Source organism: Arthrobacter sp. SD76, from assembly GCF_049726125.1.
In the GTDB taxonomy this organism is placed as follows: Bacteria; Actinomycetota; Actinomycetes; order Actinomycetales; family Micrococcaceae; genus Arthrobacter; species Arthrobacter nitrophenolicus.
The window spans coordinates 496,133-521,121 of sequence record NZ_JBNBLR010000001.1; the positions used below are offsets into that span (position 1 = coordinate 496,133).

Consider the following 24,989-nt stretch of genomic DNA (forward strand, 5'->3'; position numbering starts at 1 on the left):
ACGATTCACAGGGTTTTGCAGCCCGATGGCACGCTTGCTTACTTATTACAGTCTGTGATCGATGGCGGCCCGGCAGCCCTCCCGCAACTCGGCTCAGGAAGGGGAGGTCAGCGTCAGCAGGACTGCCTCGGGTTTGCAGGCGATCCGGACCGGGGCGAAGCGGGAGGTGCCGATGCCGCCCGAGACGTTGACCGGCGTCGTGCTTCCGTTGCTGGACCAGTCGTTCAGGCCCTTCGCGCGCCAGGTGGGGAGGTCGCAGTTGGACACCAGCGCCCCGTAGCCGGGGATGCAGAGCTGGCCGCCGTGGGTGTGGCCGGCGAGCAGGAGGTCCGCCCCGCTTTCGGTGAAGTGGTCAAGCACGCGCTGGTAGGGGGCATGGATCACGGCGACCTTGAGGTGGTCGTTGGAGTCCTGGTTGATGGTTCCCCGGGGCCAGCCCGCGTAGCGTTCGCGGTTCAGGTGGGGATCGTCCACGCCGGAGAAATCGAAGCGCATGCCGTTGAGGACCACCGACTGGTGGCGGTTGGTCAGGTCGATCCAGCCGGCCATCCCGAAGCCCGACCGCAGCCGCGGCCAGTCCAGGGCGATGGGCTTGGGCTTGGGCTTAACCTTGGACGGGCCCAGCAGGTAGGAGGCCGGGTTCTTCAGGCTGGGCGCGAAGTAGTCGTTGGAGCCGGGCACGAAGACGCCGGGAAACTCAAGCAGCGGGCGCAGGGCCGCCAGGAGCGGATCCACCGCCTTGGCGTGGCTCAGGTTGTCTCCGGTGTTGACCACCAGGTCCGGCTCTAGTCCGGCCAGCGACTCCAGCCAGGCGGCCTTCTTCTTCTGCCCGGGGACGAAATGGATATCGCTGAGGTGGAGGATGCGGAACGGGTTCCGGCCGGGAGGCAGGATCTGCAGCGTCTCTTCCCGCAGCACGAACTGGTTCTTTTCCCACAGCCCGTACCCGGCGGCGGCCAGCCCGGCGGCCGCTCCGGCTCCGGCAGTGACGGCAAAGCCGCGCCCGATAGTACGGGCGCGGCCGGCCAGGTCATTCAGGGTCATGGCTTGCCATTGTCATCGGTGTTCCCATTCCCGTTGCCCGTGGGCTGGGGCGCGGGCTGCTGCGTCGGCTGCGTGGTGGGCGCCGGCGCCTGGCTCGCCTGGGGAGCCGTGGTGGCGGGCGTGGTGCTGCGGGTGGAACCGTTGAGCAGGTTGCTCGGCGGCGCCGGGAACGGCTCGGTGCCGTAGGCGGGTGCGATGCGGGACATGAAGTTGGAGAACATCGGCCCCGCGATCATGTAGCCGTCAATGCCCTGGTAGAACTTCCCGTTCACCGTGATGTTCTGGCCCGGGCGGTCCTGGGCACCGAGGGCGTCACCGAACCAGGCGGCAGTGGCAAGCCCGGTGGTGTGGCCGACAACCCAGGTGGATCCGTTGTTGTTGGACGTACCGGTCTTGGCGCCGATCGGGAAGCTGGTCCGGGTGGAGATCCGGGGCTGGATCAGCGAACCGGAACCGCGGTTGAGGACTTCCTGCAGCGCGTAGTTCACGCCGCGCGCCACCTCGGGCTTGATCGCATCGCGGCAGCTGGTGGACTGGGCCGGCAGCTGCTTGCCCGTTGCGTCGGTGACGGAGGTGATGGCGATGGCCTCACAGAACTTGCCGTCGTTCGCGAAAGTGGCGAAGGCGCTGGCCATTGTCAGCGGGGAGGTCTGGGTGGAGCCCAGCAGGTTGCCGAGGAGTGACATGTTGATCTTCGGGTTGGGATCCCCCTCAGCCGGGAGGCCGCCGTGCAGGCCGGTGGCGTCCACGATCTTTTGGATGCCGCAGAAGTCCAGCTGGGCGGCCGACGCGAAGGTCACGGTGTTGATGGAGTTGTAGAGGCCCTCAAGGACGGACAGCGGGCGGTACCACTGCGGCTCGGCGTTCTGCAGGTCATCTGCTGTGCCGAGGCCCTGGTTCTTCTGCGCGGTGCTGTAGCCGCCGGTGACCTTGCCGCAGGTGTGGCGCCAAGGGAAGCTCAGCGGGTAGACGCGCTGCGCCGAATTCACCACGGTGTTCATCGACTTGCCCTCGTTGAGCCACTCGGCAAATGTGAAGGGCTTCATGGTGGAGCCCGGCTGCGCGCCGCCGAGGCCGTTGAGGTCGTTGCCGTCCTTGTCCAGCTTGTCCACGTTGAAGTTCACCTGCGAGTCGAAAGAGCCCTCGGCAGGCAGGAAGGTGGTGTTCTGCGCCATCGAAATGATCTTGCCGGAGTTGGGCTGCACCGAAACCATGGCAGCACCCCACTTGTCCGGGTTGGCGCCGGCGGACGCGTTGACCTGTTCCTGGGCTGCTGCCTGCGCTGTCGGGTCCAGGGTGGTGGTGATGGTCAGGCCGCCGCCGTAGATGAGGCGCTGGCGCTCCTTGAGGTCCGCGCCGTAGGCCGGGTTGTTCTCCAGCAGGTGCAGGACGTAGTCACAGAAGTACGGGGCCGTGGACGCGTAGGCACAGCCCTGGCGGGCCGGGGTCACCTTGGTTTCCACGGGGGTAGCCACCGCGGCGTCGTAGTCCGCCTGGGTGATCTTGCCCTGGTCCAGCATGAGTCCCAGCACCAGGTCGCGGCGCTGCTTGGAGCTCTCCGGGTTGTTGATGGGATCGAAAGCGGAGGGGCTGTTCACGAGCCCGGCCAGCAGTGCGGCCTGGGGGAGCGTGAGGTCCTTGGCGGAGGTGCTGAAGAAGAACCGGGAGGCAGCCTCGATGCCGTAGGCGTCCCGGTTGAAGAACACGATGTTCAGGTAGCCCTCAAGGATCTGTTCCTTGCTGAATTCCTTTTCCAGGGCAATGGCGAGCTTCATTTCGCGGAGCTTGTCGCCCACGCCCTTGTTCACGCCGTTGAGCTTGATCTGGTCCTCGTTGCCCTCGGCCGCGAGGTTCGCGTTCAGGACGTTGTTCACGTACTGCTGCGTGATGGTGGAGGCACCTTGGCGGTTGCCGCGCGCGGTGCTGACCAGCGCGCGAAGGATGCCGGTGGTGTCCACGCCGCCGTGCTCATAAAAACGGCTGTCCTCGACGGCGATGACAGCTTCCTTCACGAACGGTGAAATCTGGTCCAGGGCAACCTTGGTGCGGTTCTCTGTGTAGACGTTGGCGATCTCGCTGCCGTCGGCCGCCAGGATCCTGGTGGTCTGGTTTGGCGGGTCAACCTTGAGCTCCGCCGGAAGGGTGTCGAAGAACTCGATGGAACCGCTTGCTGCGCTGCCCGAAACGGCGGCCGCCGGGACAAGCAGGCCGGCTACCAGGACACCGCAAACCGCACTCACGCCAAGGAAAACTAGGATCTTTCCGAGGGTGGTGGCAGTATCGAATAAGGGGTTCTTACGAGTCGCCATGTTTTCCACTTTACCGGCAAGGACTAGTCTTTCTCTCATGACCAAATGGGAGTACGCGACGATTCCGCTCATTATTCACGCCACAAAGCAGATCCTGGACCAGTGGGGGAGAGGACGGCTGGGAGCTCGTCCAGGTTGTCCCCGGCCCCGACGGCAACGGCCTTGTTGCCTACCTGAAGAGGGAGAAGCAGTAGCATGAGCACCCCCGCAGAAGCCCGGTCCGGCGCGGCTACACAGCCCGTTTCCGCCGTCGAGCAGCGCCTCGCAGAACTCGGATTGACACTTCCCCAGGTGGCCGCCCCCGTGGCCGCCTACGTCCCGGCCGTCATCTCCGGCAACCACGTTTACACCTCCGGGCAGCTGCCCTTTATTAACGGCAAACTCGAAGCTACCGGCAAGGTTTCGGCGGGCACCGAGGGTGCCGCGGATGAGCCCACCGTGTCCCCCGAGGACGCCCAGCGCTACGCCGCCGTGTGTGCCGTGAACGCACTGGCCGCCGTCAAGAGCGTGATCGGCGACCTGGACCGGATCACGCGCATCGTCAAGGTTGTGGGCTTCGTCTCCTCGGACCCGTCCTTCACCGGGCAGCCGGCCGTCATCAATGGCGCGTCGGAACTGCTGGGCCGCGTCCTTGGTGACGCAGGCCAGCACGCCCGTTCCGCCGTCGGCGTTGCCGTCCTTCCGCTCGACTCGCCGGTTGAAGTCGAACTGATCGCCGAATTCAGCTAGGACCGGTCGCTTCCCTTGCCACAGCTCGCCCGACGCCTCTTTGCACTTCCCCAGGATCTTGAAGGGGCAGCGCAAAGCTGGCTCGAACACGGCGAACGCACCCGCGCGCAGCGCGCTTTGCCTCCTCCGTTGTCCTGCTGCGGGATCTCCCCACCGGCCTGGAAACCTGGCTGGCCTACCGGCCGGGTTCCTCGCCGCTGGGGGTCCTTGCGTTCCCCGGCGGTTCCCTGGACGCCGCCGACGACGATCCCATCAGCTGGCTGGGCCCGTCACCGCAGTATTGGGCCGAGCAGATGGGGACGGACGACGTCGGGCTGGCCCGCCGGCACGTGGTGGGCGCCATCCGCGAACTTTTCGAGGAGACCGGCGTGCTGCTGGCCGGCCCGGACAATGCGAGCACTGTCGAAGCCACCTCCACCCCGGAATGGATGCGCGCCAGGATCGCCGTGGCCGAGCAGGAAAAGACGCTCGCGCAGGTCCTGGACAAGCGCGGGCTCTCCCTCCGGACGGACCTGCTGAAGTCCCTCGTCAACTGGCGCAGCCCAGACTTTGCCCACCGCAGGTTCGACACCCGCTACTTCGCCGCCACGGTGCCCCTTGGCCAGGAGCCCACGCTGCTGGAGGGCAAGGGCGTCTGGGGCCGGTGGGTGAACGCGGCCAAGGCCATCGAGGAGCGGAACAGCACCATCCTCGGTGAAGAAGTGGGCCAGGAAAACACGGTGGGCCGCACCCTCGGCGAACTGATGGTGCCGGGATCCGAGATCATGCTCGAGAAAATGGCCACGGCCAACGGCTGCATCGCCTACCTCAGCTACAAGCGCAAGGCCCACGTGTACCAGCCCACGCTGGTGGTGGAAGACGGCAAAATGCTGCTCGAAGTGGAAGCCGCCAAGACCACACCTGGCGATCCTCAGCGCGAACGCTAGATCTTCCGGAGCAGCGAGTAGGGGACGCTTGGGAGTGTCCCCGCAGTCCACGGTTTGGCTGGGGGTTCCGGCGGAATTTCGCCTCGTCCGTCACGGATAACAAGCGCAAAAGTTCCAGCGATGGCAGCCAAGGCTGCCAGGCCAAGCAGGATCAAAAGGACAACCACAGCCACGGACACCGCCATGCACCTCTGGCATCAATTTTAATTCGGTGGTTGAGCTTGTCGAAACCCTACCTGGGGCGCCGGCTGCTGGGGCCCTTGGATAGGGTTGGTAAGGCGTGGTGATCTCCGGTGATCAATGCCTCCCGTTTCCTGTGGCTCCAACCCTGCACTTGTTTCTCCCGGGCGAAGGCCTGGTCCACACGGCTGAACTCCTCGAACCAGACAAGCTTCACAGGCCTTCTGCGCCGCGTATAGGCCGCACCGTCCCCTGTTTGGTGTTGCGCGAGTCGGAGTTCCAGATTCGTTGTACTGCCCACGTAGTAAGAACCGTCGGAACAGCTCAGCATGTAGGCGAATGGCATGTGTCGATTCTTCTTCCGGTTTTTTCTTCCCGAAAGTGTTGAGTCGTCATATGTGGAAAGGGCCAACTGCAGGCTCAACCACCGGGCTGTTGGGTTTCGACGGGGCTCAACCACCGGAAAAGCGAAAAGGCCGCCCCGGGGAGGGCGGCCTTTTGACTGGTTTTGCCTAGCGGGAGCGCTGGCGGAGGCGCTGCATGTCCAGGATGACGACGGCGCGGGCTTCCAGGCGGAGCCAGCCGCGCTGGACGAATTCTGCGAGGGCCTTGTTGACGGTTTCGCGGGAGGCGCCCACCAGCTGGGCCAGCTCTTCCTGCGTGAGTTCGTGGGCTACCAGGACGCCGTCGGTGGCGGGGCGGCCAAAGCGGTCAGCCAGGTCCAGCAGGGCCTTGGCAACACGGCCCGGAACGTCGGAGAAGACGAGGTCGGAGAGGGAGTCGTTGGTGCGGCGCAGGCGGCGGGCCAGGGCCTGCAACAGCTGGGCCGAAACCTCGGGACGGGTGCGCAGCAGGTTGTTCAGGCTCTCGTTCTTCAGGCCTGCCAGCCGCGTTTCGGAGACGGCGGTGGCCGTGGCGGTGCGCGGGGAGGGGTCGAACAGGGCCATTTCGCCGAACAGTTCGCCCGGGCCCAGGATCGCGAGGAGGGATTCGCGGCCGTCGGGGGAGGTGCGGCCGAGCTTTACCTTGCCGGAGACGATGAAGTAGAGCTGGTCACCCTGGTCGCCCTCGCGGAAGACCGAGGCGCCGCGGGAGAGATCCACCTCGGTGAGCTCGTCCGTCAGCAGCCGGAATGCGTCGTCGTCAAGCGTGGCGAAAAGTGGTGCTCGGCGCAGTACCTCGATGTCCATGAAATCTCCTGAGTAAAAGTATCGGCTGTGGCGCTTTTGCCATTGTTTCAGAATTTTCAAGGTTCTGTGACGAACTTGGCACCCGATCCGCCGTGATGACGGGCTCATTGCGTCCGCAGCCGCCCCCAGAAGATTGTCAGGGTGCGCCATTAGAATGAGGTTTCAACTGTTTATAAGGAGCCCTTCGTGGTCGGCTTGACTGTCCTGGACCTGATCCTGATCCTGGCGCTGCTGTCCTACCTGGTCTACGGCCTGCGTAACGGCTTCCTGGTCACGGCAGGCGGCATCGCCGGTTTCGCCGCCGGCGCCGTCGCCGCATTCTTCGCCGTACCCCTCGTCAGCGGCTTTGTTGAGGACTCCGGCTGGCGGCTCACAGCCATCGTGGCGGCCGCCGTCGTCCTTGTGGTCCTGGGACACGGCTTGGGAACCATGGTGGGGCGGCAGATCCGGGGTGCCATGCGGATCCGGCCGCTGCGCGCCGTGGACCGGGTGGTTGGCGGCGCCGTGAATGTCGTGGTGTCAGCGCTGGTCATGTCCATGTTGGCGTTCAGCATCAGTTCGCTGGGTGTCCCGCTGGTGTCCCAGCAGCTGGCCGAGTCCAAGGTCATCCGCTTCATCGACGGGCTGACCCCCACGCCGGTCAAGGCCGCCATGGCGGAGCTGCGCTCCGCGGTGATCGGCAACGGGATTCCCACCCTCATCGAGGGGCTGGAACAGGGGCCCGCCGTCCCGGTGCCCAACGCGAGCACTGACACGCCTGCCCTCAACCGGGCGGCAGAATCCGTCCTTCGGATCGCCGGGACCGCCTACGAATGCGGCCAGAACCAGACCGGCTCGGGCTTTGTGGTCTCCGAGGACCGGGTGGTCACCAACGCGCACGTGGTGGCGGGCGTGTCGCAGCCGGTGGTGGAAATGCCCGACGGCGGCGCCATGCCGGGGCGGGTTGTCTACTTTGACACCAAGCATGACATCGCCGTGCTGGCCGTGGAGGACCTGCCGGCGCAGCCGCTGCCCCTGAGCGCCGACCTTCCCGGCGGTAGCCCGGCCGCGTTCGCTGGCTACCCCCACGGTGGACCGTTCCAGTCCAAACCGGCCACCGTGCAGGACATCACCACCGTGCTGGTCCCTGACATCTACGGCGGCAACGCCACGCCTGAGGAGATCTACCGGCTGGCCGGCGACGTGCAGCCGGGCAACTCCGGTGGACCGCTGCTCACTACCGGGGGTGCGGTGGCCGGCGTCATCTTCGCCAAGGCAACGTCGGACACGGACATGGGGTTCGCCATCACCATGGACGACCTCAACCCGGTGGCTGCGCAGGCCCCCGCGCTGACTGCACCCGTTTCGTCGGGGCAGTGCATCCAGAAATGACGGCCCGCCGGAGCCGACCGGCTAGAGGACCTCGGCCAGGTAGTCGATGGCCAGCCGGTACCCGGTGACACCTGCTCCGACAATCACGGCGGAGCACACGGGGGACAGGTAGGAGTGGTGCCGGAATTCCTCGCGCTGGTGCACGTTGGTGATGTGCACCTCGACGGCCGGAAGCTGCACGGCGGCGAGGGCGTCGCGAAGCGCCACGGACGTGTGCGTGAAGGCGCCGGCGTTGATGACGATGCCGGCGGCGTTTCCGCGGGCGGCGTGGACGGTGTCCAGCAGGACGCCCTCATGGTTTGACTGCACGCACTCCACCACGAAGCCGTGGGCCTTTGCGGCCGACGCAGCCAGGTCCTCCACGTCGGCAAGGGTGGAGGTGCCGGACTTTTCCGGCTCCCGCGTGCCCAGCAGGTTGAGGTTGGGGCCGTTGATTACCAGGATGGTGCCGCGGCCGATATCGGCGGAGGAAGCTTCAGTCATGGGTGCCAATCTGATCGCCCGCCAAGTACAGGGCGTGCATTCTTACGCAGGAGGGCAGGGCTTCGACGGGCTCAACCACCCGCTGGCGATCAGTTGTTGTAGCCGTTGGGGTTGTTTTTTTTGCCAGCGCCAGTGGTCTTCGCACATTTCGTCGATGGTTTTGGTGGTGGACCAGCTGAGGTCGGCGAGGGCGGAGGTGGCGTCTGCCCAGAAGGCGGACAGGTCTCCGGCGCGGCGGGCGGTGATTTCGTAGGGGATGGGTTTGCCGACTGCTTTTTCGAAGGAGTGCAGGACTTCCAGGACGGAGGAGCCTTTGCCGGAGCCGAGGTTCCAGCGGAAGACGCCGGCGCGGGCTGTGACGTGGTCCAGGGCTGCGACGTGGCCTTGGGCGAGGTCGACGACGTGGATGTAGTCGCGCAGGCAGGTCCCGTCCGGGGTGTCGTAGTCGCCGCCGAAGACCAGAAGTTTTTCGCGCCGGCCGACGGCGACCTGGGCGATGAACGGGACGAGGTTGTTGGGGATGCCCTGGGGGTCTTCGCCGATCCGGCCGGAGGGGTGGGCGCCGACGGGGTTGAAGTAGCGCAGCAGTGCTATGTGCCAGCGGGGGTCTGCGGCGCCGAGGTCGGAGAGGATGTCTTCGATTTGTTCTTTGGTGCGGCCGTAGGGGTTGTTGGCGCCGATTTCCATTTTTTCGACGTAGGGGATGGGGTTGTGTTCGCCGTAGACGGTGGCGGAGGAGCTGAAGACGATGGAGCGGACGTCGTGCCGGTCCATGACGCGGATCAGGTTCAGGGTGCCGACCAGGTTGTTGTAGTAGTACTTCAGCGGTTCCTGGACTGATTCGCCGACGGCTTTGAGGCCGGCGAAGTGGATGACGGCGTCGATGGCGCTGGCGGCGAAGACGCGTTCGACGGCGGCTTCGTCCACCAGGTCCACGTGGTGGAACTCGGTGGCCTTGCCGCTGAGTTCGGCCACCCGGCGCAGGGACTCTTCGCTGGAGTTGGCCAGGTTGTCGATGACCACCACGTCATGGCCGGCTTCCTGCAGGGACAGAACAGTGTGGGAACCGATGTAACCGGTGCCCCCGGTGACCAGAATGCGCATGGACTTTCCTTGGATTGGACGAAGGCTGCCCCTCCGGCCAGTGCTGGAGGGCACCGGACCGGCGGGGCAGCCGCGGAGGCTAGAGCGCCGTGAACTTCAGCAGCAGCGCGTGTTCCGGGTTGAGGATGGGCATCGGGAGTCCCACCTCGGCCAGGAACTTGCCGCCGGCGGTCGCGCCCCCGGCGAGCCAGGCCGGCGGCTGGGTTTGCGTGAACGTGTGGCTGTAGTCGGCGTCGCCAGCGGTGGGGAAGACGGCCTCCACCCGGTAGTTCCGCTCCGGTTCCAGGCCGGGAATGCCAATCCGCCCCGGTTCCTCGGCTGCCGACGTGCGGGTGCTCACCAGGGCGAACAGCGCCGCCGTCGTCCCGGCTGCGGCAGCGGCGCCGGCCACCACGCCGTGCAGCAGCAGCGAGTCGTCGGCCACGTCCGCGTGTACCCGGCGGCCGCTGTGGATCAGGTCCCGGTGCTCCTTGTACAGCGCCACCAGGCGCCGGAGTTCCTCGCGGTCCTTGCCCTGCACGCCGCGGACGTCCCACTCCATACCGAAGTGGCCGAACAGCGCGGTGATGGCGCGGAAGGACAGGTCATGGGTGCGGGCGGTGGTGTGGGATGTGGTGGGCCCGATGTGGCTGCCCACCAGTTCCGGCGGGACCACGGCGCCAGTCCAGCGCTGGATGGTCTGCCGCTCCAGGGCGTCGTTGCAGTCCGACCCCCAGATCCGGTCCGTCCGTTCCAGGATGCCCAGGTCCACGCGCGCCCCACCGGAGGAGCAGGATTCAATTTCGACGCCGGGATGCGCCTTGCGGAGCTCGTCGAACAGCCGGTAGGCGGCCAGGGTCTGCTCATGCACCGAGGACCGGCCCCCGTGGCCGTGCTCCAGCAGGTCGCGGTTCTGGTCCCACTTCAGGTAGCTGATGTTGTTGCCGGCCAGGAGCGCGTCGATGCGGTCGTAGATGTACTGCCAGGCCTCAGGGTTTACCAGGTCGATGACGTGCTGGTTGCGCCACTCCAGGGGCAGCCGGCCGCCGTCCTTGTGCGCCACGGCGGACGGGCCCACGATCCAGTCGGGATGGGCCCGGGCGATGTCCGAATCCAGGTTCACCATCTCCGGTTCCACCCACAGGCCAAACTCCATCCCGCGGGACGTCACGGCCTCGATGAGCGGGGTCAAACCGTTGGGCCACAGGGTCTCGTCCACGTACCAGTCGCCCAGGCCGGCGTTGTCGTTGCGGCGGCCGCGGAACCAGCCGTCGTCGAGCACGAAGCGCTCCACGCCCAGGTCAGCCGCGGAATCAGCCAGCTCGATCAGGGTGTCCAGGTTGTGGTCGAAGTACACAGCCTCCCAGGTGTTCAGCACCACGGGGCGCGCCTTGCCGGCGGGCAGGCCGGTGGCGGCGGCAGGGAGCACGTGGTGCGGCCGGGACCGGAACCAGCTGTAGAACGCCTCGGTGATGCCGTCCAGGCCGCGGTCCGAGTAGGCCGCGAACAGGGCGGGGGTGGTGTAGCTGCCGCCAGGCGCGAGGATGACCTCTGCCGGGCCCAGGAGCTCGGAGCCGCCGATCATGGTGCGGCCGTCGCCGAGGGTGTCGGCGAACTGTTCGTGGTTGCCGCTCCAGGCCAGGTGCGTGGCCCACACTTTTCCGTGACGGTTGCCGAAGCCGGCCGTTCCGGCGGCAAACAGGAGGGAGGAATCGTGTCCGGTCCGGCCGTGCCGGCCGGTGCGTACCCAGGTGCCCTGCTGGATGGGCCGGCGCTGCGGGTGCCGTTCCCGGCACCAGCGGCCGGTCAGGTCCAGGAGTTCGACGGCGTCCGGCGCCACGGGCAGGACGGTTGCCAGTTCGTCCACCTGGAAGGGGGCAGTGCCGTCATTGGTGACGGTGTGGCGCAGTTCCAGCAGGCCGCCGTCGTGAAGCGTCAGCGAGGATTCGACGCTGATGCCCGTGTCGGCGTCGGCCTGGATGATCGTGGCGCTGGTGCCGTCAGCCGTCACGGACGTGGTGCGGAGGCGGGAGGAGAAGTCGAGTCCGGCGGCGCCGTCGGTGATCCGGTGGCCGCGCAGCCCCGGCCGGCCGCGCCAGGATGAGGAGGCCTGGGCAGCAGGCCGGCGGGGACGCGGGCGTCGATGGCCGAGTGCGGGACGGGTGCGGTGAGGATGGCCAGGTCCGGAAGCGTGGCGCCCAGGTCCGCGCCCCAGTGGATGACCTCAGCCTCCCCGCTGTCGAAGCTGATCACCAGGCTGGTGCCGGCGGAACGGAGGTGCAGGGGATCCATAAGGGAAATCTCTTTCGTTGCTGTGCTGCGGCGTCCAGGGGGACGCCTGGTAAAAGTCTGGAGAAGGGGGCCGGGCGCCGCCGTCGCGAGGAAGGAACGGCGGCACCCGGCCGGGTGGCTGCGACCACATACGCAGCCACGGCTGGGGAGTGTTACTTGAACAGGGCGTTGACCTGCTCATTCGCGGCGGTCAGGGAGCTGGCCGGCGCCTTGCCGGAGACCACGGCGTCCATGGCGGGTTCCATGATGCCCTTGACCTTGGCCGTGTTGTCCGTGATGGGGTACAGGAACGTGGTCTTGTTCTTGACGTGCTCGGTGAACGCGGACACGTCGACGCCCTTTGCAGCGAAGGCTTCGGCGGCCTTGTCGGAGGAGGCCTTCAGGGCCGGGAACACTACGGCCTGGGAAGCTACCACGTCCTGGCACTCGGCGGAGGCGAGGTACTCAACCCACTTGATGGAGGCGTCCTTCTTCTTGGTGCCGGCCCAGATGGAGTCTGCGAGGCCGTTGAACATGGAGGCGCGGTCGCCTTCGGGGCCCACGGGAGTGGGCGCGATGCCCACCTCGATGCCCTTGTAACCGGTGTACTGCCCGATCATCCAGGAACCGTGCGCGTTGATGGCGGACTTGCCGGCAGCGAAGGTGTCGGCCATGCTGGCGCCGACGGTGGTTTCGAGCTTGGGCATGTAGCCCTTGTCCGCGAGTCCGGCGAACCAGTCCATGCTCTCCTGGAACTTGGGATCGTCGTAGTTGTACTTGGTGCCCCATGGGTTCTTGTCCGTGTGGGACCAGCCGGTGGTGTTGGTGAGGTAGCTCCACTCGGTCTGGCCGGAGGAGTCACCGCCGCCGTTGAGGCCAAGGCCGTAGACGTCAACGTTGTTCTTGTCGAAGCCGGGCTCGTCACCGCGCTTGCCGTTCTTGTCCACGGTCAGGTGCGCGATCACCTTTTCGTAGGTTCCGCCGTCCTCGGGGTTCCAGGTGAGCTCCTTCATCTGCTCCTCGGTGATGCCGGCGGCAGCGAGCATGGCCTTGTTGTAGAAGAGTCCGATGGTGTCCCAGTCCTTGGGCAGGCCGTAACGCTTCCCGTCCTGGCCCACCCACAGCTCGGCGAGGCCCTCGTTGTAGGCGCTGAGGTCCACACCGTCCTTCTCCACGGCGTCGTCGATGGCCAGCAGCTGCTTGTTCTCGGCCAGTTCACCGTAGCGGCCCAGGTGGTTGGTGAAGACGTCCGGTGCGGTGCCGCCCACGAAGCCGTTGGTGAGGGTGGACCAGTAGTCGTCCCAGCCGCGCTGGGTGATCTTGACCGTAATGTCCGGGTTGGCCTTGGTGAAGTCGTCCGCGCACTGCTGGTAGGCCGGAAGCTGGTTGGCGTCCCACAGCCAGTAGCTGATCTCGCCCTTGGCGGATTCGGCGGAGCCGCCGTTTCCGCAGGCGGAGAGGGCCAGGACTGCGGCAGCGGCAGCAGCGAGGGTGCCGAGTGCATTCTTTTTCATGACAGGTCCTTTCGGGGGTGCTTTGCGGGCAGGCCGCCATGGCGTGCCCTCAAATCGGGGGATGGGTGCGGGGATTACTTGATGCCGGAGAAGCCGATGGAGTTGACGATCTTTTTGCCGAAGGCGGCGAAGAGGATCAGGACGGGCAGCGCCGAGATGAGGGTGGCGGCCATCAGGCCGGACCAGTCGGGGGCGCCCTGCGGGGATTGCGATTTGAAGACGCCCAGTCCCACCTGGAGGACGCGGACGTCGTCCTGGGAGCCCACCAGCAGCGGCCAGAAGTATTCGTTCCACTGTCCGATGAACGTGAGCAGGGCAAGGGTGGCGATGGGGGCTGCGGCGTTCGGCAGCACGATCTGGAAGAAGATGCGAAGGTGCTTGGCGCCGTCGAGCATTGCCGCCTCTTCCACCTCGCGGGACATGTTCAGGAAGAACTGGCGCAGGAAGAAGATGGCAAAGGGAGTCATGAACACGTAGGGCAGGACCATTCCGAGCATGGTGTTGAGCAGGTCCAGGTTCTTGATGAGCAGGAAGTTGGGCAGCGCCGTGAAGATCGGCGGGACCAGCATGGTGCCCAGGAACAGGCTGAAGACGGCGTTCCGGCCTTTCCAGCGGAGCCGGGCGAAGGCGTAGGCGGCCATCGCGCTGAAGAAGACGGCACCGGCTGTGGTGATCGAAGAGAAGATGAGCGAGTTGCGGAGGTAAAGCCAGAAATCAATGGCGGCGCCGGAGCCGCCCTCTGCCACGGCCTCGGCCGGTGTCTGCAGCCCGAAGACCCGCAGGAAGGCGCCGAACGTGAAGTCCGCCGGCAGCAGGCTGGCAGAGGCCGAAGCCAGGGCACTGTTGGTGGACAGTGCGGTGCGCAGGACCCAGAGGAAGGGGAGTACCGAGACGGCGATGGCAAGGATCAGGAGTGCCCAGGCGCCGGCGCGGCGGGGATTGAACGGACGACGGCGGCGGGCCGGCTTGGCCAGCGGGGCGCGGCTTGCGGTGGTGGTCATGCGGGACTCCTTAGTCCAGGTCCGACTCGTTGCCCTTGAGGAACTTCATCTGGATGAAGGCCACGAGGGCGAGGATGAGGAAAAGAATGACGGCGATGGCGGATCCGTAGCCGAAGTCGGATTCCGTGAAGGCGCGCTGGTAGATGTAGTACTGGATGACGCGGGTGGCGTTGACCGGCCCGCCTTGGGTGGTCACGGCCACCGTGTCGAAGACCTGGAAGGAACCGATCACGGTCACCACCAGCACCAGGACCAGCACCGGGCGCAGCAGCGGGATGGTGATCTTGCGGAACGTCTGCCATGCTGACGCGCCGTCCAGTTTGGCCACCTCGTAGACGTGCCCGGGGATGGCCTGGAGGCCGGCGAAGATCAGCAGCGCGGTGTACCCCATGTGGCGCCAGGTGTTGATCAGGGCCTGGGTGGGGATGGCCCACTCCTCGCTGCCGAAGAATGCGATGCGGGACATGCCGGTCCATTCGATGAACTGGTTCACCACGCCGATCTGGTAGTCGAGCATCCAGAACCAGAGCAGGGCCGCGATGACGTTGGACATCAGGTACGGCAGCAGCAGCGCGCCGCGGATCAGCGTGGACTTGGCCACGTTGTGCATCAGCAGTGCCAGGCCGAGGGCCAGCGCCGTCTGCAGGGCGATGTTCAGCAGGACGTACTGGCCGGTGACGGCGAGCGAGTTCCAGAACAGCGGGTCCTTGGCAATGGCCTGGTAGTTCTCCATGCCGATCCATTCCGGATCGCCCAGGATGTTGTATTCGGTGAAGCTGAGGTAGATCCCGCGGATGGTGGGGACCAGGTAGAAGAAAACAAACCCGATCAATGCCGGTGCGATGAAGAACAGGGCGATCTTCACGTCGCTGTGCCCGGTCCTGCGGCGGAGCGTGCGTGTCAGGCCGTGCTCCCGTGAACCGGGGTTCCTGGTAAGGGTGGTCATCGTCGCCCCTTCCTGAGATGTGATGTGTGTAACAACCTGGGAGCAAATCTACACGAGTAGATACGAGGTCCGCAAGAGGTGTTTTTCTCTCGCCAGCTTCTAGCTTTCATCCACCGGTTCGATATTGACTCGAGTAGATGGGGGTGAAACACTGCCATGAGGGGCGGGAAACGCTTACGGAGCCGTGCCCGTCCGTGGCGCGGACCTCCCGCCCGGATCCAGGCGCATGGCGAAAGGCTGACAATGACGTTCTCGATAGGCATCGTGGGAGCCGGCCAGTTCGGCGGGCAGTTCGCGCACCTGTTCAACCTGCACCCCGGAGTCAGCAGCGTGTACGTGGTGGACCAGCTGCCCGAGCGGGCGGCCGGGGCAGCGGACCAGCTGGGCCTGGCCGGTGTCCTGCGGGACTTCGATGAGCTGCTGGCTTCCGACGTCGATGCGGTGGGCATCTTCACCCAGCGCTGGACCCATGGGCCGCTGGTGGAACGGGCACTCCGGGCCGGCAAGCATGTCTACTCCGCAGTGCCCATGGCCGTGACCGAAGAGGAGATCAGCCGCATCATCGATGCCGTCCGCGAGACGGGAAACGTCTACATGATGGGGGAGACCAGCTACTACAACCCCGCAACCGTCTACGCCCGCAGCCAGCACGCCGCCGGCAGGTTCGGCCGGATCTTCTACACCGAGGGTGACTATGTCCACGACATGGACCTGGGCTTCTACGACGCCTACCGGTACAGCGGCGGCGAACGCTGGAAGGAAACTGCCAGCTACCCGCCCATGCTCTACCCCACCCATGCGGTGGGCGGAGTGCTGGGAGCCATTGCAGCCCACGCCGTCAGCGTGAGCTGCGTGGGGGTTCAGGACGACAGGAACGACGGCGTCTTTGACAAGGGCGTCAGCATGTTCGGAAACGACTTCTCCAACGCCACCGCCCTGTTCGAAATGAGCGACGGCGGGGTCATGCGCACCAACGAAATGCGGCGCGTCGGGTACCCCTCGCACATCCGCGAATCCCGCTTCCGCTTCTTCGGCACCGAAGCAAGCCTGGAACAGCTGGCCAGGGTAACCGTCTGGCAGGACAAGCAGGACGTCCACGACATTTCGGACCAGATGCAGACCCGGCCCAGCATTCCCCTCGATGACCCCTCGTTGGCGAACGTGGCTCCATTGCTGCGGGACGCGTTCGTCTCGGCCTGGCTCCGGTCCACGACAGCAGCCGCCTGCCGGCTGATTCCGCGGCGCCCCCAACGGACACGAGGGCAGCCACCATTTCCTGGTCGACGACTTCGTCACGGCCGTCAACAAGGGAACCCTGCCGCCCGTCAATGCCTGGGTGGCAGCCCGCTTCACCATGCCCGGCATCGTGGCCCACCAGTCGGCCCTGCGGAACGGCGAACGGCTCCCCATCCGTGACTTCGGCGATGCGCCGGGTACCTGTAGTTAGCATGGACAGCATGACTTCCCCGGCAGTACAGGCACCGCGCGGCGGCCCCGTGACGCGCAAGGACGTGGCGCGGTACGCCGGCGTCAGCACCGCCGTCGTCAGTTACGTCGTCAACGGCGGACCCAAAAAAGTGGCCCCCGCAACGGAAGCCAAGGTGCAGGACGCCATCCGGGTCCTTGGCTACCGGCCCAACGCGGCGGCGCGCGCGCTCAAGCTGGGGTCCAGCGAGACGCTTGGCCTGATCATCCCGGACAACACCAACCCGTTCTTCTCGCTCTTTGCCCATGCCGTGGAGGACGCCGCCGCAGCCTTGGGCTATGCCCTGTTCTTAGCAACTCGGACGGGAACCTGGCCAAGGAACGGAGGAACATCCGTAACCTGGCCGCCAGGCAGGTGGATGGCGTGCTGCTGGCCAGTGTCCTCTTCGACCCGGATCTTGAAGCACTCGAGACGGCTGAGATTCCGGCCGTACTCCTGAACCAGGAACATGATGCGCCGGGCTTCAACAGCATCGGTGTGGATCTTGCAGCGGGCGCCCGGATTGCGGTGGAACACCTCATCGGCCATGGCCATACCAACATCGGCCTGGCAATGGGTACCAACGTGTCCGGCAGCCTCGACGGCCGTGAGGTGGGCTGGCGCCAGGCGTTGCAGGAGGCTGGACTGCAGGAAGGGCCCATTGCCTACAACGGATTCACCTGGCCCGGAGGCTACCTTGCCGGGCAGCGCCTGCTGGCGTCCGTGAACCGGCCGACGGCAATCTTTGCCACCTCCGATACGCAGGCGGTGGGTCTTTTGCGGGCAATCCATGAGGCAGGAGTGGCTGTCCCCGGTGACATTGCCGTGGTGTCCTTTGACGGTTCCATTGAATCGGAATACTCGTGGCCGCCGCTGACTACGGTGGAACAGCCTGTTGCCGCCATGGCGGAGGCGGCCGTTGCGGCGCTCGTGGGCGCCAGGCGCGGCGAAAAGCCCCGGCACCGGATCTTTCCCACGAAGCTTCTGGTGCGGCAGTCCTGCGGCTGCCCCTGAGCGGCGCAGCCCTCGTTAAAGCAATCCACCACCTCCGCAGGCAGCGGAAGTGGTGGATTGTCTTTGTTGGTGCCGGCCGGTTACAGGCGGGAAATTATTCCTTGACCGGGATTGCCTGAGACTTCAGGGATTCGATGGTCTTCTTCTCGCCGTTCTTGAGGGCATCCAGGAGCGTGCCCTCGCCGCCGGACGCCTTGCCGAATCCGTCAGAGACATCCGTGTAGGTCTGGGTCATGGTCGGGCCCCAAGTGAAGTTGGGATCCACATTGGAGGACGCCTCGGCAAACACGTCATAGATCTTCTGGCCGCCGAAGTAGTCAACGCCGCTGGTGAAGGCGTCAAGTTCCGTAGCCGACTTGGCCGCCGGGTAAAGGCCGCCCAATTCGTTGGCCAGGGCCAGGGCTTCAGGATCGGTGTTCAGCCACAAGGCAAACTTCGCTGCCTCGTAGGGGTGTTCGGAGCCCTTAAGGACAGCAGTGGAGGAGCCGCCCCAGTTGCCTGCGGCCTTGCCGCCGTCTTCCCACTGGGGCATGGGGGCAACGGCCCACTTGCCGGCGGTATCCGGGGCGCCGCTGGCCAGGGTTGACGCGCCCCAGACGGCGGAAACCCAGGTCCACTGCTGGCCCTCGTTGAAGGAGGCGTTCCACTCATCCGAGAACGAGGGAAGTGTTGACACCTGGCCCTTGTCCAGCAGGTCCTGCCAGTAGTTGGCCACCTTCTCGGACTCCTGGCCGGTCAGGTTGACGTCCCACTGGTCGTTGTCGGATGAGAACCACTGCCCGCCGGCCTGCCAGACGTTACCGGCGAACCAGTTGACGTCGCTGCGGGGAAAGTTGGTGATGTAGGAGCCGCGGGCTTTGATCTGCTCAGCGGCGGCGGCGTACTCGTCCAGGTTGTGGGCACCTCGATGCCGGCCTCCTTGAACAGGTCTGCCCGGTAGAACATCGCCATGGGACCGCTGTCCTGCGGGATTGCGTAGACGGAGTCTTCCTCACCGAAGGTGACCTGGCCCAGGTCCAGTCAACGAACTTGTCCTTGGCATCGGCCACTCCCTCGCAGGCGGCGATGTTTTCCAGGCCGTCCTGAACGCGGAAGTTGGGCAGGGCATCGTATTCAATCTGGCCGAGGTCAGGTGCGTTGCCTGCCTGCAGCTGGTTGAAGAAGTTCTGGTAGGTGCCGGAGTTGCCGTTGGGGCCTGTCTGCACCTTGACCTGGATGTTTTCGTTTTCCTTGTTCCACAGGTCGACTACCTTCTCCATGCCGGGAACCCAGGTGGTGAAGGTCAGTTCAACGGGACCGGAAGCCGGTTCGCAGGATCCGGTGGCCTCGGCGTCCGTCGTGCCCCCGCCGCCGGAGCAGCCGGCGAGGGCCAGCGCTGAAACAATGGCAAAGGCTGCAGTGGCTTTTCCGTAATGCGCGCGCATTTCTTTTCCTATCAATGGGGTGGTGTACCGCGGCGGGCGCCGCGGGACGATGTGGATGGGGGGGAGTGGCTATTTGACGCTTCCGGCGCCCAGCCCGCTGCTCCAGAAGCGTTGAAGCCCAAGGAACGTGGCGATCAGGGGGAGGATCGAAACGAGTGCGCCGACGATCACCAGGACGCGGAGCTCGGGTATCTGGCTGATCTGGCTGTTCCACGCGTACAGTCCAAGCGTGACCGGGAACAGTGTCTGGTCGCGGAGCATGATCAGGGGCAGGAAGAAGTTATTCCAGATTGCGACGAACTGGAAAAGGAAGATGGTCACGAGCGCCGGAGCCATCAGGCGGGTGGATACGGTGAAAAAGGTCCGGACTTCCGATGAACCATCGAGGCGGGCCGCCTCCAGCAGTTCCGCGGGAACACTCGCCGCGGCATAGATGCGGGCAAGGTAGACGCCGAAGGGGCTGACCAGGCTGGGCAGGAAGACCGCCCACAGGGTATTGGTGAGTTTCACTTCGCTGAAGATCAGGAACAGCGGCAGTGCCAGGGCCGTTGCGGGAACAAGCACCCCGCTGAGGACGATGTTGAAGATCGCCTCCCGGCCGCGGAACTCGTACTTTGCCAGGGCGTACCCGCACATGGCGGCGATGACGGTGCCGACGAGCGCGCCCAGCCCTGCGTAGAGTGCGCTGTTGGCAAGCCAGCGGCCGAAGACGCCGTCACCGTAGGTGAAGAGGCTCCCCAGGTTCGCGAAGAACGTGGGGATGGAGTCCATGGTGAACCACAGCGGTGCCGTGCCGGTGATCTGCCCGCCGGTCTTGGTGGAGGACACCAGCAGCCACCAGATGGGAATCAGGAAGTACAGGGTGAAGACGCCCATGATGAGCATCGCGGCGCTGCGGGACATGATGCTTTGCCGTGGTCCGCGGCCGGTACTTGTAGCCGGCGCGGACCCGCCGGCAGTTGTGATCGCCGTTGTTGCAGTCACTGGGAAACCTTCCGCTGGGTCGCCTTCAGGAAGACGAAGGAAAGAACGAACGTCGCCAGCGCCAGCACCACGGAGAACGCTGCTGCGAGGTTGTAGTTCGGTACCGATGCGGTGGTGTACACCGCGAGGTTCGGGGTGAACGTGCTGCTGATCGCCGAGCTGAAGCTGCGCAGCGTCTGGGGCTCGGCCAGCAGTTGCAGTGTGCCGATGATCGAGAACACGCCGGTGAGGATAATGGCGGGGACCACCAGCGGGATCTTGATCCGCCAGGCGATCTGCAGGTTGCTGGCACCGTCCAGGCGTGCCGCCTCATAGATCTCCGTGGGGATCGCCAGCAGGGACGAATAGATGATCAGCATGTTGTAGCCGACATAGACCCAGGTGACGATGTTCGCCACGGCCCAGAGCACCAGTTCGGCTGACAGGAAGTTCACTCCGGAGGTAATGGCTTCGAAGGGGGAGAGCGAGGGGGAGTACAGGAAGCCCCACATGATGGCGGCGATGACACCGGGGACGGCGTAGGGCGCGAAGAAGGCGAGCCGGAAGAACTTCTTTCCCTTCAGCAGGGGTGAGTCAAGCAGCAGGGCGAAGATCAGGGCGAGCCCGAGCATGATGGGCACCTGGACCACGCCGAAGAGGAGCACGCGTCCTACCGCCTGCCAGAATTCGCTGTTCTGGAACACCTGCTGGTACTGGACGAACCCGCCGAATACCTGCTGCGGAGGGCCGAAGGTCCCTTTGCGCTCCACCGTGAGCAGCGACTGCACCACGGCGAAGATGATGGGAACGGCATAGAAGGCAAGGAACAGGACGCCGAACGGCGCCACGAACAGGAGGATGGCCCGGCGGTGCGGTGATGCGGTCCTGGGTTTCCGGGTCTTCGGCGCCCCCTGGGCCGTTGCCGGAGCAGTGTTTGTACTGGTCACTTTCATTTATCCTTTTGGCCGGTGCTTGGGCCGGTTGGGGGTGTTGGGTTGGAGGTGCGGACAACGCGCACAGCGCCCGCGGGAACGACGACGGCGGACGAGACTTCTTCGCCCACAAGGAGTTCGTAGCCGCGCGCCGGATGTTTGTGCTCGTCTGTCGAGTGATTGATCAGGAACAGGTAGCTGTTGTCCGTTCCGGACCGGACCACAACCTCAAGGCCTTCGGGACAGGCCAGGGCCTCCAGTCCTGCATCTGCCGCCGCCTCGCTGACCATCTCGCGCAGTGCGGTGGCGGTGAGTACCGTTCCGATGTACCAGGCGTGGCCGGCGCCATGGCGGTTGCGGGTGACGGCAGGGGAGCCGGCCAGGTGTCCCTCGGCGAAGGACAGCTTTGCTTCGGCGCCTTCAAGGCGCATGGCTTCGGTCCAGAGGGAGGCCGTGGTGCCGTTGTCCAGGCCCTGGTCTGCCCGGGGGGCAGCGGGTAGAACTCCTCGGCGCGGATGCCGAGCAGGTTCCGGAATGCTCCGGGGTAGCCGCCGGTGAGCACCTTTTCGTTTTCATCGACAATGCCGCTGAAACAGGTGACGACGGCGGTTCCGCCGTTCCGCACGTAGTCGGCCAGTGCGGCGGACTCGGTGTCGCGGACGAGGTAGAGGCCGGGCACGACGGCGAGCTTGTAGCCCGAGAGGTCGGCGCCGGGGGCCACCACGTCCACCGTGATGCCGGCTTCCCGCAGTGCCTTGTGCATGCCGTGGACCTGGTCGAGGTACTTCACGTCCGAGGACGGGTGGGATTCCTGGTCATCAGGCCCACCATGCCTCCCAGCTGAACACTAGGGCGGCCTCCGCCTTCACGGTGGTCCCGGCCACCTCAGCCAGTGTTTCGAGGATGCCGCCCAGTTCCACCACCTCACGCCAGATGCGGGAGTCTGTCCCTGCATGGGGAAGCATCGCGGAGTGGAATTTTTCACTGCCCTGCACTGAAGCCCGCCACTGGAAAAAGCAGAGCCCGTCGGCTCCCCGGGCGACATGCGCCAGCGAATTGCGGAGCATTTCCCCGGGTTCCTTGGCGATGTTGCGGGGCTGCCAGTTCACGGCCGAGGTGGAGTGTTCCATCAGCAGCCACGGCTGTCCCTGGCTAAGGCCGCGGGTAGCGTCGGCAGCAAAGGCCAGCTCGGCCGTGGGATCGTCAAGCCGGTGGTCCAGGTAGTGGTCATTCGCGATGACGTCCATATGCGGCGCCCAGGACCAGTAGTCCTGGCTGCGGATGTGCGCGGTGACCATGAAGTTGGTGGTGACCGGAATACTGCTGTGCTGCCTGAGGAGGTCAGCCTCGGCCTGGTAGTAGCCAAGGAGTTCGTCGGAGCTGAAGCGGTGGAAATCGAGCATCTGGGTCGGGTTGTTGGTGGAGACGGTGGTCCGCGGCGGCAGGACCTGCTCCCAGGCCGAGTACCGCTGGGACCAGAAGGTGGTGCCCCAGGCGCTGTTGAGCGCATCCAGGGTGCCGTACCGGGCTGTGAGCCAGCTGCGGAAGGCGGCGGCGGAGACATCGCAGTAGCAAAGTGCGTTATGGCACCCCAGCTCATTGGAGACGTGCCACAGCCGGACTGCAGGGTGGTCTCCGTAGCGGCGGACCACTTCGCCCACCAGCCGGAGGGCGTGTTCCCTGTACCGCGGTGAACTGGGGCACCACGCCTGGCGTCCGCCGGGCCATGCGCGGACTCCCGAGGCTGACTCGGGAAGGATTTCCGGGTGGAGGGTGGTCAGCCAGGCGGGGGTGGAGGACGTGCCGGTGCCAAGGTTGACACCGATGCCGCTGGCGTGGAGCAGGCCCAGGATCTCGTCCAGACGCTCAAACGAGTATGTTCCGGGGGAGCTTTCAAGTTCTGCCCAGCCGAAGATATTGACGGCCACCAGGTTCACGCCGGCCTGCTTCATCAGCCGGACGTCTTCCTCCCACACGGTCCTGTCCCACTGCTCCGGGTTGTAATCGCAGCCGTAGACAAATTTTCCGTTGCCGGACAGTTCCGTGACCGGCGTTCTGCTGGGACCCAACCCTGCTCCTTCGACTCGCAGCAGCGTGCAAGCCGAGGATGTGCCTCAGGGTCCTGGACGCTGTTGTCTGTATCTCTGTGAACGTTCCCAGAAGACCGCGCATAACTGTGAGCTGCGCAATCTGGGAACGTTCACAGGCTATCCCGGAGGGTGGCCGGTGTCAATGGCTGAGTTGCGGAACACGGGTGCCTCCGCTCCGCTACAGTACAAATATGTCCTTGACCCGCACCCGTGCCCGCCGTGCCACCATCAACGATGTGGCGCGCGCCGCGGGGCTTTCAAGGGGGACTGTCTCGCGGGTGGTCAACGGCGAAAAGTACGTCTCCGAAGAGGCCCGGCAGGCGGTGGAGGAAGCGATCGCGCAAGTGGGTTACGTCCGCAACAGCGCCGCCCGGAACCTGGTTAAGCAGGAGTCCCGGGCCATTGGCCTGATCATCCACGAGCCGCACTCCCTGCCTTTTGAGGACCCGAATATCGGGTCGATCCTGCTGGGGGCCAATGAGGTTCTTTCCAAGGCGGACTATCAGTTGGTTTCCCTCATCATCGATTCCGACCGGGACAGCCGCCGTGTGGCGGATTACCTCCGCGGCGGACTTGTTGACGGGGCGGTCATCATTTCTGCCCGCGCCTCTGACCCTATCGCTGCCGCGGTTGCCGAGATTGGGCTGCCGGCGGCCTTCGTGGGCCATCCGGACGGGACACCTGACCTGCCGTACGCTGCCATCAACAACGAGGAAGCCGCACGCAACATCACCGGCAGGCTGCTGGGCACGGGGCGGCAGCGGGTGGGCATGATCGCCAGTGCACTGGACCGCGATTCCGGCCAGGACCGGCTTGCGGGGTTCCGGGCGGCGATGGGCGGGAAGTTCGACCCCGCACTGGTTGTTGAGTACCCGCTGTACACCTATGCCGCCGGGTTGGAGGGTATGCAGGAACTGCTCCGCCGGGAGCCTGCCATTGATGGCGTTTTTGCCGCCTCGGACGCCGTGGCCGCGGGCGCCATGACGGCCCTGCAGGAAGCCGGCAGGCGGGTGCCGGAAGACGTCGGCATTGTCGGGTTCGATGACAGCAGCTGGGCCCTGCGGTGCAGGCCGCAGCTCTCCACGGTCCGCCAACCCGCGGATCTCCTGGGGAGTACGGCTGCAGAACTCGTACTTGCGGCAGCTTAACGGGCTTCCGGGCACCCCTGGTCTCCTGGACACCACCATCATGTGGCGTGGCTCGGCCTGACGGCCGGGCGGAGCGCTCGGGTCAAGGACCAGCCGCTAGGCGGGAACGACGACCCGAAGCTTGGTGGTCTCACCCAGGATGCGGCGGGCATCGGCACCCAGGCCCGCATCGCTGATGACCTCATCCACGTCGTCGAGTGCGGCGATGGAGCTGATGCCCAGCATGCCCCACTTGGTGTGGTCGGCCAGGACCACTGTCCTGCGGGCTGCGGCCACGAAAGCGCGGTCCGTCTCCGCTTCGAGAAGGTTGGGCGTGGTGAACCCGGCCTGGGCGTCCATGCCGTGGACGCCCAGGAAAAGGATGTCCAGGTGCAGCTGTTTCAGCGCGCCGGTGGCGATGGGACCCACCAGGGCATCCGAGGGCGTGCGCTCGCCGCCGATCAGGATCACCGTGGACGCGTAGCGCGCCGAACCCGAGGAGGCCGCGTGGTGGAACAGGTCGGCGATCCGCACGGAATTGGTCACCACCGTGATCCGGGGGCCGCCGGCGAGTTCCTTGGCCAGCGCCCAGGTGGTGGTACCTGCGCTCAGGCCCACCGCCATGCCTTCCTGCACCAGTCCTGCGGCCTCCACGGCGATGGCCCGCTTCTCAGCGGTCAGCTGCGTGGACTTCTGTTCGAAACCGGGCTCGTACGCGCTGGCATCGCCCGGCAGCTTGGCACCGCCGTGGATGCGCTCCAGCTTGCCACCCTCCTCCAGCTGCTCAATATCGCGCCGCACGGTCATGAGGGACACGCCAAGCTGCTGGGCAAGGTCCGACACCCGAACCACCCGTTCGCGCTGGACGGCGTCCACGATTGCCTGGTGACGTGCAGCGGGAAGCATCTGGGCGAATCCTTCGGGGCA

14 protein-coding genes and 8 pseudogenes are annotated in these 24,989 nt (G+C 65.6%); 7 read left to right on the forward strand and 15 right to left on the reverse strand.

Annotated elements, in window-relative coordinates:
* Positions 1–93: 93 nt before the first annotated feature.
* Together ACPEE0_RS02395 and ACPEE0_RS02400 are read right to left on the reverse strand one after the other, a co-directional pair.
* Positions 94–1,044, reverse strand: a complete 951-nt coding sequence (locus ACPEE0_RS02395; RefSeq protein WP_424573820.1) for a metallophosphoesterase — start codon at positions 1,042–1,044, stop codon at positions 94–96.
* Positions 1,041–3,353 (reverse strand): transglycosylase domain-containing protein, encoded by a 2,313-nt coding sequence (locus ACPEE0_RS02400; protein WP_424573821.1) that lies wholly within the window; start codon positions 3,351–3,353, stop codon positions 1,041–1,043. The genes ACPEE0_RS02395 and ACPEE0_RS02400 overlap by 4 nt, the downstream gene beginning before the upstream one ends.
* 37 nt (positions 3,354–3,390) lie before the next feature.
* Between ACPEE0_RS02400 and ACPEE0_RS02405 the strand changes: the two are divergent.
* The 3 genes and pseudogenes from ACPEE0_RS02405 to ACPEE0_RS02415 all read left to right on the forward strand — a co-directional run bounded on the left by ACPEE0_RS02405 (position 3,391) and on the right by ACPEE0_RS02415 (position 5,008).
* Positions 3,391–3,547, forward strand: a pseudogene (locus ACPEE0_RS02405) (DUF4177 domain-containing protein).
* Between the two features lies 1 nt (position 3,548).
* Positions 3,549–4,082, forward strand: coding sequence for a RidA family protein (locus ACPEE0_RS02410; protein WP_407710044.1), 534 nt, complete (start codon positions 3,549–3,551; stop codon positions 4,080–4,082).
* 15 nt (positions 4,083–4,097) lie between these two features.
* Positions 4,098–5,008 (forward strand): annotated as a pseudogene (locus tag ACPEE0_RS02415) (NUDIX hydrolase).
* A 232-nt stretch (positions 5,009–5,240) separates the two neighbouring features.
* Here the strand turns inward: ACPEE0_RS02415 and ACPEE0_RS02420 are convergent.
* Both ACPEE0_RS02420 and ACPEE0_RS02425 read right to left on the reverse strand, forming a co-directional pair.
* The gene (locus ACPEE0_RS02420; protein ID WP_424573822.1) at positions 5,241–5,534 is read right to left on the reverse strand and encodes a GIY-YIG nuclease family protein; all 294 of its coding nucleotides are present in this window, start codon (positions 5,532–5,534) and stop codon (positions 5,241–5,243) included.
* A gap of 166 nt (positions 5,535–5,700) precedes the next feature.
* Positions 5,701–6,378, reverse strand: a complete 678-nt coding sequence (locus ACPEE0_RS02425) for a Crp/Fnr family transcriptional regulator (RefSeq protein WP_009359192.1) — start codon at positions 6,376–6,378, stop codon at positions 5,701–5,703.
* 186 nt (positions 6,379–6,564) lie between these two features.
* Here ACPEE0_RS02425 and ACPEE0_RS02430 point away from each other — a divergent pair, with 186 nt between their 5' ends.
* Positions 6,565–7,749: a MarP family serine protease gene (locus tag ACPEE0_RS02430; RefSeq protein WP_424573823.1), complete on the forward strand. Its 1,185-nt coding sequence runs from the start codon at positions 6,565–6,567 to the stop codon at positions 7,747–7,749.
* A gap of 21 nt (positions 7,750–7,770) precedes the next feature.
* Here ACPEE0_RS02430 and aroQ read toward each other — a convergent pair whose 3' ends face one another.
* The 6 genes and pseudogenes from aroQ to ACPEE0_RS02460 form a co-directional block, all read right to left on the reverse strand.
* Positions 7,771–8,232 carry a type II 3-dehydroquinate dehydratase gene (gene aroQ, locus ACPEE0_RS02435; RefSeq protein WP_424573824.1) on the reverse strand — a complete coding sequence of 154 codons (462 nt, stop codon included), beginning with the start codon at positions 8,230–8,232 and terminating at the stop codon, positions 7,771–7,773.
* A gap of 42 nt (positions 8,233–8,274) precedes the next feature.
* Positions 8,275–9,336: a UDP-glucose 4-epimerase GalE gene (gene galE / locus ACPEE0_RS02440; RefSeq protein ID WP_424573825.1), complete on the reverse strand. Its 1,062-nt coding sequence runs from the start codon at positions 9,334–9,336 to the stop codon at positions 8,275–8,277.
* Between the two features lie 79 nt (positions 9,337–9,415).
* A pseudogene (locus ACPEE0_RS02445) lies at positions 9,416–11,607 on the reverse strand (alpha-galactosidase).
* A 152-nt stretch (positions 11,608–11,759) separates the two neighbouring features.
* Positions 11,760–13,100, reverse strand: coding sequence for an ABC transporter substrate-binding protein (locus tag ACPEE0_RS02450; protein WP_424573826.1), 1,341 nt, complete (start codon positions 13,098–13,100; stop codon positions 11,760–11,762).
* Between the two features lie 74 nt (positions 13,101–13,174).
* A complete protein-coding gene (locus ACPEE0_RS02455; RefSeq protein WP_009359346.1) occupies positions 13,175–14,101 on the reverse strand; it encodes a carbohydrate ABC transporter permease in 927 nt (308 codons plus the stop codon).
* A 10-nt stretch (positions 14,102–14,111) separates the two neighbouring features.
* Positions 14,112–15,047: a carbohydrate ABC transporter permease gene (locus ACPEE0_RS02460; protein ID WP_009359347.1), complete on the reverse strand. Its 936-nt coding sequence runs from the start codon at positions 15,045–15,047 to the stop codon at positions 14,112–14,114.
* A gap of 243 nt (positions 15,048–15,290) precedes the next feature.
* On the opposite strand from ACPEE0_RS02460, the pseudogene ACPEE0_RS02465 reads away from it, so the two are divergent.
* Together ACPEE0_RS02465 and ACPEE0_RS02470 are read left to right on the forward strand one after the other, a co-directional pair.
* Positions 15,291–16,494 (forward strand): annotated as a pseudogene (locus ACPEE0_RS02465) (Gfo/Idh/MocA family protein).
* 10 nt (positions 16,495–16,504) lie between these two features.
* Positions 16,505–17,526 (forward strand): annotated as a pseudogene (locus ACPEE0_RS02470) (LacI family DNA-binding transcriptional regulator).
* 94 nt (positions 17,527–17,620) lie between these two features.
* Here ACPEE0_RS02470 and ACPEE0_RS02475 read toward each other — a convergent pair.
* The 4 genes and pseudogenes from ACPEE0_RS02475 to ACPEE0_RS02490 form a co-directional block, all read right to left on the reverse strand.
* Positions 17,621–18,950 (reverse strand): annotated as a pseudogene (locus ACPEE0_RS02475) (extracellular solute-binding protein).
* A gap of 69 nt (positions 18,951–19,019) precedes the next feature.
* Complete coding sequence (locus ACPEE0_RS02480; protein WP_424575220.1) at positions 19,020–19,853, reverse strand: carbohydrate ABC transporter permease; 834 nt, start codon at positions 19,851–19,853, stop codon at positions 19,020–19,022.
* A 77-nt stretch (positions 19,854–19,930) separates the two neighbouring features.
* Positions 19,931–20,866 carry a carbohydrate ABC transporter permease gene (locus ACPEE0_RS02485; protein ID WP_133348839.1) on the reverse strand — a complete coding sequence of 312 codons (936 nt, stop codon included), beginning with the start codon at positions 20,864–20,866 and terminating at the stop codon, positions 19,931–19,933.
* A pseudogene (locus ACPEE0_RS02490) lies at positions 20,863–22,914 on the reverse strand (beta-galactosidase). The gene ACPEE0_RS02485 and the pseudogene ACPEE0_RS02490 overlap by 4 nt, the downstream one beginning before the upstream one ends.
* Positions 22,915–23,126: 212 nt before the next feature.
* Between ACPEE0_RS02490 and ACPEE0_RS02495 the strand changes: the two are divergent.
* Positions 23,127–24,144, forward strand: a pseudogene (locus tag ACPEE0_RS02495) (LacI family DNA-binding transcriptional regulator).
* A 35-nt stretch (positions 24,145–24,179) separates the two neighbouring features.
* On the opposite strand, the gene ACPEE0_RS02500 reads toward ACPEE0_RS02495, so the two are convergent.
* The gene (locus tag ACPEE0_RS02500; RefSeq protein ID WP_009359354.1) at positions 24,180–24,968 is read right to left on the reverse strand and encodes a DeoR/GlpR family DNA-binding transcription regulator; all 789 of its coding nucleotides are present in this window, start codon (positions 24,966–24,968) and stop codon (positions 24,180–24,182) included.
* Between the last annotated feature and the right edge of the window lie 21 nt (positions 24,969–24,989).

What these genes read in the sequence shown, in the direction of transcription:
- ACPEE0_RS02395 (WP_424573820.1), bottom strand. Translation starts at nt 1,044, where the DNA reads ATGACCCTGAATGACCTGGCCGGCCGCGCCCGTACTATCGGGCGCGGC.
- ACPEE0_RS02400 (WP_424573821.1), bottom strand. Translation starts at nt 3,353, where the DNA reads ATGGCGACTCGTAAGAACCCCTTATTCGATACTGCCACCACCCTCGGA.
- ACPEE0_RS02410 (WP_407710044.1), top strand. Translation starts at nt 3,549, where the DNA reads ATGAGCACCCCCGCAGAAGCCCGGTCCGGCGCGGCTACACAGCCCGTT.
- ACPEE0_RS02420 (WP_424573822.1), bottom strand. Translation starts at nt 5,534, where the DNA reads ATGCCATTCGCCTACATGCTGAGCTGTTCCGACGGTTCTTACTACGTG.
- ACPEE0_RS02425 (WP_009359192.1), bottom strand. Translation starts at nt 6,378, where the DNA reads ATGGACATCGAGGTACTGCGCCGAGCACCACTTTTCGCCACGCTTGAC.
- aroQ (WP_424573824.1), bottom strand. Translation starts at nt 8,232, where the DNA reads ATGACTGAAGCTTCCTCCGCCGATATCGGCCGCGGCACCATCCTGGTA.
- galE (WP_424573825.1), bottom strand. Translation starts at nt 9,336, where the DNA reads ATGCGCATTCTGGTCACCGGGGGCACCGGTTACATCGGTTCCCACACT.
- ACPEE0_RS02450 (WP_424573826.1), bottom strand. Translation starts at nt 13,100, where the DNA reads ATGAAAAAGAATGCACTCGGCACCCTCGCTGCTGCCGCTGCCGCAGTC.
- ACPEE0_RS02455 (WP_009359346.1), bottom strand. Translation starts at nt 14,101, where the DNA reads ATGACCACCACCGCAAGCCGCGCCCCGCTGGCCAAGCCGGCCCGCCGC.
- ACPEE0_RS02460 (WP_009359347.1), bottom strand. Translation starts at nt 15,047, where the DNA reads ATGACCACCCTTACCAGGAACCCCGGTTCACGGGAGCACGGCCTGACA.
- ACPEE0_RS02480 (WP_424575220.1), bottom strand. Translation starts at nt 19,853, where the DNA reads ATGTCCCGCAGCGCCGCGATGCTCATCATGGGCGTCTTCACCCTGTAC.
- ACPEE0_RS02485 (WP_133348839.1), bottom strand. Translation starts at nt 20,866, where the DNA reads ATGAAAGTGACCAGTACAAACACTGCTCCGGCAACGGCCCAGGGGGCG.
- ACPEE0_RS02500 (WP_009359354.1), bottom strand. Translation starts at nt 24,968, where the DNA reads ATGCTTCCCGCTGCACGTCACCAGGCAATCGTGGACGCCGTCCAGCGC.